The 12400-nt window shown below is 60.6% G+C and carries 11 protein-coding genes; 1 reads left to right on the top strand and 10 read right to left on the bottom strand.

What is annotated here, in order from left to right; genetic code table 11:
* Window positions 1-249: 249 nt before the first annotated feature.
* From xthA to MRK42_RS13565, 4 genes are all read right to left on the bottom strand, one after another.
* Complete coding sequence (gene xthA / locus MRK42_RS13580) at window positions 250-1056, bottom strand: exodeoxyribonuclease III (protein WP_342010772.1); 807 nt, start codon at window positions 1054-1056, stop codon at window positions 250-252.
* A gap of 111 nt (window positions 1057-1167) precedes the next feature.
* Window positions 1168-2130 carry an ion channel gene (locus MRK42_RS13575; RefSeq protein ID WP_061475751.1) on the bottom strand — a complete coding sequence of 321 codons (963 nt, stop codon included), beginning with the start codon at window positions 2128-2130 and terminating at the stop codon, window positions 1168-1170.
* Between the two features lie 49 nt (window positions 2131-2179).
* Entirely contained in the window at window positions 2180-3826 is a 1647-nt protein-coding gene (locus MRK42_RS13570) for a tetratricopeptide repeat protein (protein ID WP_342010773.1), read from the bottom strand.
* A gap of 154 nt (window positions 3827-3980) precedes the next feature.
* Window positions 3981-5027 carry an FAD:protein FMN transferase gene (locus tag MRK42_RS13565; RefSeq protein WP_354688308.1) on the bottom strand — a complete coding sequence of 349 codons (1047 nt, stop codon included), beginning with the start codon at window positions 5025-5027 and terminating at the stop codon, window positions 3981-3983.
* 292 nt (window positions 5028-5319) lie between these two features.
* Here MRK42_RS13565 and azu point away from each other — a divergent pair, with 292 nt between their 5' ends.
* On the top strand, window positions 5320-5760 hold the full coding sequence (gene azu, locus MRK42_RS13560) for an azurin (protein WP_026457528.1): 441 nt from the start codon (window positions 5320-5322) through the stop codon (window positions 5758-5760).
* 104 nt (window positions 5761-5864) lie between these two features.
* Here azu and MRK42_RS13555 read toward each other — a convergent pair whose 3' ends face one another.
* From MRK42_RS13555 to MRK42_RS13530, 6 genes are all read right to left on the bottom strand, one after another.
* The gene (locus MRK42_RS13555) at window positions 5865-6812 is read right to left on the bottom strand and encodes an IS30-like element ISAs2 family transposase (protein ID WP_019706001.1); all 948 of its coding nucleotides are present in this window, start codon (window positions 6810-6812) and stop codon (window positions 5865-5867) included.
* A gap of 188 nt (window positions 6813-7000) precedes the next feature.
* Window positions 7001-7456, bottom strand: a complete 456-nt coding sequence (locus MRK42_RS13550; RefSeq protein WP_342010775.1) for a PD-(D/E)XK nuclease superfamily protein — start codon at window positions 7454-7456, stop codon at window positions 7001-7003.
* A gap of 100 nt (window positions 7457-7556) precedes the next feature.
* The gene (locus tag MRK42_RS13545) at window positions 7557-8120 is read right to left on the bottom strand and encodes a HutD family protein (RefSeq protein ID WP_354688307.1); all 564 of its coding nucleotides are present in this window, start codon (window positions 8118-8120) and stop codon (window positions 7557-7559) included.
* An 81-nt stretch (window positions 8121-8201) separates the two neighbouring features.
* On the bottom strand, window positions 8202-8861 hold the full coding sequence (locus MRK42_RS13540; protein ID WP_354688306.1) for a YceH family protein: 660 nt from the start codon (window positions 8859-8861) through the stop codon (window positions 8202-8204).
* A gap of 127 nt (window positions 8862-8988) precedes the next feature.
* Window positions 8989-11127 (bottom strand): diguanylate cyclase, encoded by a 2139-nt coding sequence (locus tag MRK42_RS13535; RefSeq protein WP_223378311.1) that lies wholly within the window; start codon window positions 11125-11127, stop codon window positions 8989-8991.
* Complete coding sequence (locus MRK42_RS13530) at window positions 11124-12317, bottom strand: extracellular solute-binding protein (RefSeq protein ID WP_354688305.1); 1194 nt, start codon at window positions 12315-12317, stop codon at window positions 11124-11126. The genes MRK42_RS13535 and MRK42_RS13530 overlap by 4 nt, the downstream gene beginning before the upstream one ends.
* Window positions 12318-12400: the final 83 nt, after the last annotated feature.

Here is a 12400-nt window from a genome sequence, read left to right as displayed (position 1 = left end):
CGTCATTACAAACGGAAAATCGGAAATCGGGATAATAGGATCACTATCTTGAACCTAACCTTCTCAAAGTGAAAGTTTTCACCTTTTTGATGGGCAACGAATTGTGGCAAGGGCCATCCGCCCGGCTCAAGCCCTTTTTGGGATTTGAATGAAAATGTTGGCGGGCCGCTGACGTTGTCGATGGCCAATGTAAAAAGCCAGTGAAGAGGGGCCTCTACACTGGCTTTTTTATTAACATTTGACGTTTGTTCAGGCGAAGCAGGCCCAGATGGGGGCGTGGTCGGAGGGCTTCTCGATGCCGCGCAGTTCGTAGTCGATGCCGGTTTCGGTCACCTTGTCCTTGAGGGCATCGGAGGCCATGATGAGATCGATGCGCAGGCCGCGGTTCTCGTCAAACCCCTTGGAGCGGTAGTCAAACCAGGAGAAGCGCTCGCACTCGGTGGGGTTGGCGGCACGGAAGGTGTCGGTCAGGCCGAATCCTTCCAGACGGGCCATCCATTCGCGCTCGATGGGCAGGAAGGAGCACTTGCCATCTCGCAGCCAGCGCTTGCGGTTCGCCTCGCCGATGCCGATGTCGAGATCGGTGGGGGAGATGTTCATATCCCCGATCAGCACAAGCTTATCGCTCGGGGTGTGATTGGTCTCGAGGTAGTGCTGCAAATCTTCATAGAACTTCTGCTTGGCCGGGAACTTGGTCTCGTGATCCTGATTCTCCCCCTGCGGGAAGTAGCCGTTCATCACCTTGATAAGGGAGCCATCTTCCCGCTCGAAGGTGGCCATGATCATCCGGCGCTGGGCCTCTTCATCGTCGGTGGGGAAACCCTTTTCCACCTTGACCGGCTTCTGCTTGCTCATGATGGCCACCCCGTAGTGGGCCTTCTGGCCGTGGAACTCGACGTGATAGCCCATGGCTTCCACGTCGGCGAGGGGGAAGGCCTCGTCGTGAACCTTGATCTCCTGCAGGCCGATCACATCGGGCTGGTGCTTGTCGATGATGGCTTGCAACTGATGCAGACGGGCGCGCAGGCCGTTGATATTGAAAGAGATGATCTTCATGTCCGGGATGCTCATGTCATTTTTATAAGTGGCTATTGGACTAGGAATCGGCGGTGGATGCAAGTGAAGGTGCCGGCCCGCCATCAGGGCGGGCCCACTCGCCCGGGAGGCTCAACGGGTCATCTTTTTGACAAATACCACCACAAACAGCGCCAGCGTGAAGCTGCCGGTGAAGGCCTCGAAGGCGGCGCAGATCCGGGAGAAGCCGATGGGAGTAAAGTCGCCGTAGCCCAGGGTGGTGAAGGTCACCACGCTGTAGTAAAGGCACTCCAGCAGGAAGATGGCATTTTGCTCCAGGGGGGCGTCGGGGCGGTAGATGAGGGGGTTGCCGTTGAAGCTCAGGCCAAAGAAGAAGTAGAAGATGCTGCAGATGAAAATCAGCAACAGGGAGAAGAGCACCACTCGCATCGGGGCCTCGCCGTAACCGCAGAAGAGATCGACCACCCAGGAGGTGAAGCGGTGGCTCGACCAGAACGGCAGCTGCAGCCGGCGCATGGTGAGCTCCTGCTGGATGTAGCGGCCGGACATGGTGAAGATGCCCTGGGCCTCCGAGGCCTTGCGCAGATCCCGGTAGGTCTCTTCAGCCTCTTTGAGCCAGATCCGGGCCTGCACCGGATCCCGCTCCTTGCGCCCGCGCCGCTCCTGCATCAGGCATTTGCCGGTATCCAGGTTGTCGAGGCGGGTGTTGTGCCAGCGAATGCCGAGCAGATTGACGTCGTCGAGGGAGGCGCAGTGCAGGTTGGCATCGCTGAGATCGGCCTTCATCAGACTGCCACCCTTGATGCGAATACCGTAGAGATGGGCGCCCTGCAGGTTGGCCCGATAGAGGTTGCACTGCTCCAGCAAAAAGCCCTCCGGCGAGCCCTTCTTCACCAGATTGAGGCCGGCCAGGTTGGCGCGGGCCAGTTGCAGGCCGTGGCACAGTCCGCCCTGGTGGATGTAGTGCTCCAGTTCGCGAGCGGTGTGGGGATCCTGATGGTGACCATGGGGATCGTGCCAGCGGCACAGATCATGCTCTCCCGCTTCTTCACTGCAGTGGCGGCCATCCGCCACCAGATATCGACACATGGCCATCGCCGGTTTCCTCCCCTTGCCGAGTCAATATCAGCATAGGCGAGACGGGTCAGCTGAACTGGTTGTACTCCTGGCGCAGCTTGCGAAAGCGATCCTGCTGGGCCGGGTTGAGAGGGATGCCGTCGAGGATATCCAGGGTGTCCTTGCACTCGGCGCCAAACTCCGGGCTCTTGCGATTTTTTTGCATCAACTGCAGCAGTACCTGGATCTTGTTGAGGGCGGCGCCGGTATTGGCGGGGGCGCGGCGCAGGGCCTCGCGAAAATGGCCCAGCGCCTGCTCCAGCTCGCCGGACTGATAGGCCTTGATGCCGAGCTCGTTGAGCTGCTGGTAGCGCTGGCGGCGCTCCAGCACCGTCTTGTCATCCCGGGTGGCCTGGATACAGGTGGTGAGCAGCCGATCGCCATCTTCCGCCAGCAGGCTCTGCAGGCTCTCGGCATATTCGAACTCGCCAAGCTGGTAGAGGGCGAGGATGGTCTCCCCGAGCAGGGCCGGCGGCATGGTGGCCGGCTCGTCGAGCCAGTTCTGGTTGGCGCGATAGAGCATCTTCTTGCCCTTGAGCAGCTCCCCCAGGGCGATCTGCACCCTGGCCTGGCAGATCTGCTCGAATACCGGGTAGTTGAACTCCGACATCATCAGGGAGTCGCGAATGCGCGACAGGGCGCTGTTCACCTGTTTTTGCAGGTTGGCGATGTGGTAGCTGTCGTTGCTGTTGAGGGCGTAGAGGGTCAGGGTCTGGATATAGGCCCCCAGGTAGTGGGGGGTGCGGTGAATCGAATTGCGCGAGAGATCGATGAGCGAGAGCAGCACGTCTTTGGCCTGGGCATAGTCGTGGCGCTGCAGGCACACCTCCGCGAGCCGGCGCGAGAGCGGCACCGACTGGGGGGAAATATCCACTGCCCGCCTGAGCTCCTGCTGGGCCTGTTCATCCTTGCCCAGCGCCAGCAGGGATTCCGCCAGCCAGCGATGGGCCTCCACCATCAGGGGGGTATTCTTGAGGGTCGCCTGCAGGTGGCTGACCGCTTCTTCATGAAGCCCCAGGGTATTGCACGCCTTGCCCAGGGTCAGCCGGGCCCAGCTGTTGTCCTGCCCGGCCAGCAGCTGGCGCATCAGGGTTCGGGCCTCCTGGGCCTGGCCCAGCTTGAGCTGGGTGTCGGCCTGCAGGCAGCGGCAATAGTTGGCAAAGCGGGGCACGGCCTCGGCCCGTTCGGCACAGGCAATGAGCAGGGCGGGCAGATTGTTGTCGGCCAGGGCAGAGAAGATGCTGGAGAGGGCCTGACGGCGGGCCAGTGCGCGCTTTAGGCGAAACGAGAATTGCTCCTGGGAAAAGGGCTTCATCAGGTATTCGTCGGGCTCGGCCTCGAGGGCGCTCAGCACCATGGCGCGGGAGCTGTCGCCGCTCACCATGATCACCACGCTTTTAGGGGGGATCAGGTTCTGATCCCGCAGGCTCTCGAGCAACTGACGGCCATTCTCGCCGACCCCGAGATCGTAATCGATGAGGTAGATGTCGTAGCTGCCCTTCTGGCAGCGGCGGCGCGCCTCCTCGGCGTTGTTGCAGAAGGTGATGTCGCTGATGCCGATGTTGATCAGCATCGCCTTCATCATCACCTGGAATGTGCGTTGCTCGTTGACCATCAGAATGCGCTGGGGCTTGGGCGCGGTTTTCTTTTCAGGCTCTTTTTCCGGTGTCTGCATCTGTCAGGGTCGAGGCGCTGCGGGCTGATGGGGGCAGTGTGCCACCAAAGGGCCCGCAGAGGCAATTGGCCCGCAGCGATTGGATGGGGCGGACAAGGGGGGGCATTTAGCCTTGGTCAAATGAGCCTTGTCAGGCTCTTGTTGTTTCTGGCGGTCAGGATTTCTCCCGGGCCAGATAGGGGGCAAACTGGGGGGTGTACTGCGCCTTGAAGCCTTCACCACTCTTGACGATGAGATAGACCGCCAGCTGGTGCGCCTTGGCGAAGGCCATCGCCTGTTCGGGTCCCATCACCATGAGGGCGGTGTCGAGGGCATCGGCCTCGAGCGCGGTCGGGGTGATCACGCTGGCGGAGACCAGCTTGTGGGTGATCGGCTGACCGGTGGCGGGGTCGATGATGTGGGAGTAGCGCTTGCCATCAAGCTCGTAATAGTTGCGATAGCTGCCGGCGGTGCTGAGGGCCATGCCGTTCGGGCTCACCACGTCCGAGAAGGCGCCCGGCTGGTCGGAAGGCTCGACGATGGCCACTTTCCACGGCTTGCCCTTGCTGTTGTTGCCCTTGCTGCGCACCGCCCCCGCCACCTCGATCAGGTAGTTGTTGACCCCCTTGCCCTCGAGCAGGCCGGCAATCTCGTCCGACGCGGCCCCTTCCCCCAGGGTGGAGAGATCGAGATAGAGGTCCGGAATGGACTTGCCAAGCAGGAAGTGATCCCCCTGGGGAAGCAGGGTCAGCTTGTCGATCCCGACCCTCTGGCGGGCATCATTGATGGCCTGTGCATCCGGTCGTTTGACCGGTCGCTTGTCCGGGCCAAAGCCCCACAGATTCACCAGCGGGCCCACGGTCACATCCAGCTTGCCACCGGTGAGGTGACCGGCGTCGATCCCCTGCTGCACTATCCTGGCCATGGCGGTTGGAATGGCCATGGGGGCATTGGCAGGGCCCTGATTGAAGCGGGAAATAAGGGAGGCGGGATCGTAGGTGGAGATCTCCTTGTTCATCCGGGCCAGCAGGCGCTCCACCTCTTTTTTCAGCGCGGGCCCACCCCCCGGGAAGGGATCGCTCAGGGTCACCACATAGTAGGTGCCCATGGTCTTGCCCTGAATACGGGTCTGGGCGGGTGGCGTGGGCTGGCAGCCGGTCAGGGCCAGCAACAGGACAAACAGCAGGCCACGCAGGGCCGGCAGAGGGGAAATCGGCATCATGGGAAGGCGTCTCGCACAGAGGTTGCATCATCGGGGGAGCTAGCTTAGCCAAGGGGAGGGCGGCAAGCACCGGAAAATGACCGGAAAAATTAAACAGCCGGCTTGCTTGCCGGTGAAAGGGAAGGGAAATATTGCCTGTCGGGTGAGCTGGCCCGCACCTTTGCGCTAAAGTCATCGCCGATTGAAGACAATCGGGTAAGATGAAGGTCGATTTTGACGACATCTTTGCTGGCCTCTTCCTGTTGTGCCAAGCGAACCTGTTGTCATCCATTGCTCATCCAAGGAGAAGATGATGAAAAAGGCGATTACCCTGCTGTTTCTGACTACCCTGGCCGCTCCGGTGCTGGCTGACGAGTGCGCACTGGTTATCGAAGGCAATGATGCCATGCAGTTCAATCTCAAGGAGATGACGGTACCCGCTACCTGCAAGGAGGTGACGGTGACCCTGAACCATACCGGCAAGCTGCCGGTGACCGGCATGGGTCACAACTGGGTATTGTCTCCCACCGCCGATTACCAGGCCGTGGCTACCGCAGGCATGAGCGCCGGTGCCGAGAATGACTATCTGCCCAAGGACGATCCGCGCGTGCTGGCCCACACCAAGCTGATTGGCGGCGGTGAGAGCAGCAGCGTGACCTTCAAGACCGAGGGGCTGGCCGGTAAAGACCTCACCTTCTTCTGCTCCTTCCCGGGCCACTTCGCCATGATGAAAGGCACCTTCAAGGTCGGTTAATCGCCCTGGTAGCAACCAGCAAAAAGCCGGGATGATCCCGGCTTTTTGCTGGCGCAATATATTGCGGATGAAACGCGAATTCAACTTCGAAGTGCGACACTCGCCTATGCCGCCTGACGGTACTCTTCGAATACCTTGACAGGCTGCCTGAATCCGAGACATTTCCGAGGTCGTAGGTTGAGCCACTGCTCCGCTCTCCTGACATCCTCGTCCGTGACCTCTCTCAGGTCTGTTCCCTTTGGGATAAACTGCCTCAACAGCCCATTGCTGTTCTCGTTCAGACCGCGCTCCCACGAAGAGTAAGGGTGCGCAAAGTAAGTCTCGGCACCCAGCGCTTCCTCTATCGCCTTGTGTTCGGCAAACTCGCCGCCGTTGTCAAAGGTGATGGTATGCACCTGCTCGATGTAGGGCGTTAACATCTCGATTATCGCATCCCGCACCACCCCAGCCTGTTTGCTCGCGACCCGCTTGACCAGATAGAGCCGGCTCTTGCGCTCCACCAGGGTGACCAGTGCACCTGTGCCTTGCTTGCCCAGCACCGTGTCCGCCTCCCAATCACCGAGCCGCTCCCGGCTATCGACGATAGCCGGCCGTTCATCAATAGAGCGGGCTTCCTTGATGGGAGAACGCAGGCTGCTCGCCCCCTTGCGGTAGCGCTTGTGGCCCTGGCGCAGATGGCGGTACAACTGGCCACCCCGGGCTTTGTCGGCGGCCACATGGCGGTATATCCACTCGTGACTCACCATGAGGCCTATCTGCTTGCCCACCGCGCTTATCTGCTCCGGGCTCCACCACCAGGCGAGTGTCAGCTCGACAAACTGGATGACATCGGCAGATAGCCGAGATTTGGCCGCACTGGCCCGTCGGTGGGTGGCGTGCTGATGCGCATTGTCTGGCTGGTAGCCCTGCGGCCCGGCGTTACGACGCAGCTCCCGGTAGAGGGTGGAGCGATGAACGCCAATGGCGCGTGCGGTGGCAAGGATGGACATCCCCTGTGCGCGAAGCACCGATAACTGGTATCGTTGCCCCTCGGTCAACTGCTGATAGCTCATGGTGATACTGCTTTTACTTTGGCGAGCAGAAGGGTACCACCAATCAGCAGTTGGCCACCTCTCGCCATTCATCCATGAGTGTCGCACTTATTATCTGAATTCCCGAAACATCCATCATAAATGAGAGCAAATAACGATGTATTACGCACTATCGTGCAATTTTCAGGGCGCGATAGGATAGAGGATACTTATAGCCAGAGAGTGAACTCCGCCAAGTCATAACATTTGACATTTTTATCGGCGCATTTTGCTGCTTCAGACTTCAACCACTCAAAGGCTGCTTTTTTATGTCCTTGGCCTTCAATCAAAATAATGACGTTTGGTTCTGGTGCTTTATGTGCACTTTGTAAAAAGAAAGGGAATTTACGGTCCACAGAGCCTGAGACCTGTTGTTGGTGAGGTTCTACCCTCGTTAAGCCATCAACAGGATGGTTGATAACAAAAGCACTAAAGGCTTTTAGTCCATACAGATCTTCATAAGGGACTCTGGCTTTGAAGGTTCTTGGAATAGAAAGGTCACTTCCTTCTACATATTTAAATTCTTCTAAAATATCCCTAATTTTCTTCTGTAGCTGTTGATTACTTTTTTCTTCTTCCGTACTGAGCTCAGGTGGTGCTTCAAACCCGTCAAATGTGTATTGCATAGGATCTCTCATCACATAAAGCAGAGAGATCCATACTACCCCCTACCGATTAAATATCAACCTGTGGATTATGTAGTCAATAAGAGTTGGCGGGAGTCTGCTATTGCATAATTGATTGCAGGGTAAAGAAGGCGATGGTGGTCTTTTTCCCGCACTCGAAGTGGATGCTCTGTTCGCCGTTGATCACCAGAGTCTCGTTGGGCGCGACGCTTTGCCCCTGCACGGTGAGCTGGCCCTCCAGCAGGTGGCAGAGGTAGTGCTTGTCTGCCTCCAGGGTGAGAGCGAGCGGGAAGGGGAGGGTCAGCACCCGCACGTTGGCGCTGATGCGATCCGGATGGTAGATAAGCCCGAGATCCGTCACCTCTTTTTTCAGCAACTCGCAGTGGGTTTCGTCGTCGCCGCTGAAGTGGGCCGCCTCGAAGGTGGCGTAGGGGTGGCCGTTAAGCACGAAGCCGGCGCCGCTCACGGGCAACAGGATGCGCTGATAGCCGGGGAAGCGGGAAAAGGTGCCCGCCCCCTTGATGGGGGCCGAACTCAGCCGGTAGTCAAAGTCGAGCCCATCTAGGGTTGCGCCCTTGGGGGAGATGAGGATCTGGGCTGTGGTGCCCTGCTTGTTCTTCCAGGGCATCTTCTGGTGGTCAGACTCTTTGATCAGGGTGATCACGGCATTTCCTCATAATCGGTCAATAGACAGGGAGCCGGGGTTGCCGCCCCGGCTCCCTGATAGGGCATGGGGATGATGGCGTCAGCCCTGACCATCCAGCGCTGCCAGGCGGGCCTCCATGGCGGCCAACCGGTTTTTAAGCTCGCTCAACTCAAGCTCCAGCTCGCTCAGGCGATCCGCGGCAGGGGAGGCATAGGCGGCCGCCGGGGCCGACTCCATCAGGGCCTGGATATCCACCTCGCCGCTGAACAGGTGGGCGTAGCGGGATTCGCGCTTGCCCGGCTCGCGGGGCAGCTTGACCACGTAGGGGCCGCGTTCGATCAGGGTATTGAGCACCGCATCCACCTGGGTGACGTCGTCGAAGCTGCATAGACGGTTGGTACGCGAGCGCAGCTCCCCCGGGGTCTGCGGGCCGCGCAGCAGCAGCTCGCAGATGATGCCAAGCTCGCGGGCATCGAACTTCAGCTCGCCGAACTCGGTGTTGCAGAATCTGTGCTGGTAGCGGGGTACCCGGGCGTTGAAACCGGCGGTGTTGACCACCAGGCGCTTTCTGATCAACTCGTCCACCACGGCGCGGATATCGAGCTCGGAGAGCTCCAGCACCGGCTCGCGGTTGCTCTTCTGGTTGCAGGCGTTGACCAGGGCGTTGAGGGAGAGGGGATATTGATCCGGGGTGCAGATCTCTTTTTCAATCAGGCAGCCGATGACGCGGGCTTCCAGTGGGCCAAGTACTAACTCCATTTCCTACTCCCTTCTGAATCGATATAAGCAAGTGCCCCTATCTTAGTCATGGCCCGGATGGCGTCCAGCGTGGCGCCCCATTTTTGCGAAGCCGCCGCGGCCTTGGCGAAAGGCTCGCCAATCGGGCTCAGGGGCGCTCGCGATAGAAACGGGCCTTGTCGGCATACATGGCGTCGTCCGCCACCCGGCTGAGGTTGGCCAGCGGGGTCTGTTCGCTGCAGCTCCAGCCGATGGCAAAGCGCAGGGGGAAGTGCTGCTCCCCATGGTGCGCCATGGCGCTTTGCTGGCTCTCCTTGAGCCGGGCCGCGAGCCGTTGGCAGCCCGCCTCATCCGCCTCGGCCAGCAGTACGAACTCATCCCCGCCGATGCGGAAGATCTGCTCGTCCTGGCGGCAGTGGGTGAGCAGCAGCTGGGCCATGCCATTGAGCAGGGCATCACCGGCCTCGTGGCCATAGTGATCATTGGTGTGTTTGAGGCCATTGAGATCCAGCATGAAGAGGGAGAGAGGACGCTCGGGATGGCGGGCATGCACCGCCTGATAGTGGGCAAATGCCTCCTCGAAGGCCTGACGATTGGGCAGGCCGGTCAGGTTGTCGGTGCGGGCCACCCGGGCCAGCTCATCGGTGAAGAGGCGCCCCTCGATCCCGGTCGCCAGCTGTTTGGCAAACAGGTGGAGGATGGCGTCATCGTCAGGCTCCAGCCCTTCGGCGCTTACCATCAGGTAGCCAAACAGCACGCCACCCTGGCTGCCGGGCAGGGGTAGCACCCGCCAGATCTCATCGTGCCACGGGTATGGGCTTGGGGGGACATCTTCCGCCACCAGTCGGGTCAGCTTGGCGGTCAGACGCGCACGCTCGGGGGCCGCCAGCTCCTGGGTCAGCACATAGGGCTCCTGCCCCTCGCGCCGGATCACCAGCCCCCAGCGATGGCCATGGTAGAGCTGGGAGAGCTGATGCAAGGCGGAAGTGGCCAGCTGGGAGATGTTCACGTCCAACTGCTGGTGCAGGGCGAATTGCAGCCAGGATTGCAGTATGTGACGGCTGCGCTCTACCCGGCTCAGGGCCGAACGCAGCGCCGTGGTCTGGGTGGCCACTTCCAGCTCCAGCTTGTCGTTGAAGTCGCGCAGTTGCTGGTTGAAGGCCTCCTTCTCCCGGTTGGCCAGCTGCAACTGCTCGTTTTGCTGGTGCAGCGCCATCACCTGCGCCGAGATGGTGCGAGCCATCTCCTGCAGCAGGCGGCGCACCTCGTCGTATTCCACGAAGCGCAGCGGGGCGAGTTGTTGCTGGTAATCCCCCCGGCCGTAGCCACGCACCATGGCCGCCAGGGCAACCAGGGGTCTGCTGAGCCAGCGGGTGAGCCAGATGCACACCAGCACCACCAGCACCAGCATGACGACGATGGACCAGGTGAAGATCCGCTGGGAGTTGTTCAGTTCCTGCACCCGGTCGTTGTTGTAGCTGGAGAGGGTGATGGTCGCCTGCAATCCATCGCTCAGCAGGGGCCAGTCGATGGACATGGGGTGTTCCATCTCCAGCGACATGTCGGGATCGAGGGCGAGATCGGTGGGGACCGGGCTCTGATAGAGCAGCGTCTGCTCATGGGTGATGCTCAGTGATTCCCGCCCCTTGAGGTAGGGCTCCAGCACCCGGGCGATGTTCTTCCAGGGGAGGATCGCCAGCACGAAGCCGGAAGGCGTCTGCAACACGCCGGCCCGCTGGTAGTTGCGATAGACGGGGGCCACCAGGGCGATGCCACCGCTCCCTTGTCCGCCCGGCATGGCACTCAAGGCGGGATCGCTGACGGGAAGCAGCAGGTGTTTGCCCTGGCGGGCTTCCCGGGTCTTGCTCCAGGTCAGCAAGGGTGCGATGAGATCGCTCGATTCCAGCATGGTGGCACGGCCGTTGACGTACTCGACCACCTGACCGGACTTGTCGAGCAGGTAGGCGGCGTGGATCAGATCATTGCCCTTGACGAAGCTGGCGAGGATCAGGCGAGCGTGGCTCGAGAAGAGGAAATTGTCTATAGCCTGGTGGAGCACTCTGTCGTGGCTGAGCTGGTTGAGCTGGGTACCGATGAGTTCGCTGCGAAAGCGCACATCCCGGGCCATGCTGGCAAGGGCACGTTCGAGCTGATCCTGCTCGCTCTGGGCGATGATCTCGTGCTGTCGGGTCAGCAGCACCCCGCTGGCCAGCAGGGTGGGCAGCAGGGCGACGGCGAACAGGATGACCACCAGGGTCGGCCCCAGGCGAAAGGTGCGGGTACTCATGGTGCATTGACCTGAAGATGCTGGCGATCCGCCAGCTGTTGCATGTAACGGGCAGTGTCGGCCGCACTGCCTCCTTCCCGGGCCCGTTCAAAACCGGTGGCCATCGCCTGCCAGGCGACCGCCATGGCGCTTCCGGAAGGCATGGGGGCGCTGCGGGTGAACTGTTCAAGCAGCACGCGGGCACGGGGGTCCGGGGTCTGGCCGATGGCGGCAAAGGCATCTCGGTTGACCGGCAGCAGGGCGCCGCGGCGGTAGATGAAATCCTGGGTATCGCTGCGCTGGATAAAGGCCATCAGGGCCTGGATGACGGGACGGCGATCCTCATCCTCCATGGCGGATGCCGCAACGCCAATCACATAGGCGCCGCTCATGGAGCTCATGGGGCGTGTCTGCCAGGCGGGCAGCAGGGCCACCCCCAGCCTCTCGCCCATGTTTTTCGTCAGATCGCTGAAGGCCCAGTCCCCGTTGATGAGATAGGCGCTTCTGCCCGTGCTGAAGCGGGAGAGAGCCGCATCATAGTCGCCATCGGGATCGACCCAGCCCTGACGGGCCACGGTACGGTAGGCCTCCAGCGCCAGCACCATGGCAGGGGTATCGAGGGTGATGCGTCCGTCGGTCACCGGGGAGCCCCCGAAGGTGCGCAGGAAGGCGGCAAGATAATACATATCCTCATAGGGCCAGCTGATGGGCATTATGCCCCTGGCCGTCAGGTCGGGGGCGATCTGCGCAAACTGTTGCCACTCGGTCACCGGGGTGGAGACCAGCTCTTTGTTGTAGAACAGCATCAGGTGGTTGCCCTGCATCATGGGCATGCCCCAGCGCTGCCGATCGAGGGTGACATAGGAGAGCGTCTCGGCCATCAGCTCGTTGGAGAACCAGTCGGCCGGCAGGGGAGCGAGCTTCATCTGACGGTAAAGCCCGAGAAAATCGGAGGGGATCAGCATCAGATCCGGCAGCCCCCTGGACTGGGCCGCCAGCAGGATATCCCCCTTGATCTTGCTGGGCTCTATCTGCAGTACGCTCACCCGCTGATCCTGTTCCCGGTTGAAGCGGGCGATCACCTCGTCAATGACGTAGCCGGCCTGTTGGGAGTGCCATAGCTCCAGCGCGGGGCCGCGGGCCTGCAGGGGAGAGGTGAAGCAGAACAGAGCAAGCAGCAACAGCACATGGAAGGGGAATGTCATATTCATATTATTGTCGGCGTTAGCCATTGAATCACAAGGGAAAAATTTAACAAATAACCGCCTTGGCAGGTAGCGCTATTGTCCCGCTA

This window comes from Aeromonas sp. 19NY04SH05-1 (genome assembly GCF_040581895.1).
In the GTDB taxonomy this organism is placed as follows: Bacteria; Pseudomonadota; Gammaproteobacteria; order Enterobacterales; family Aeromonadaceae; genus Aeromonas; species Aeromonas enteropelogenes.
Note: the sequence above shows the minus strand (reverse complement) of the source record. Positions and strands in the feature narration are given on the sequence as shown.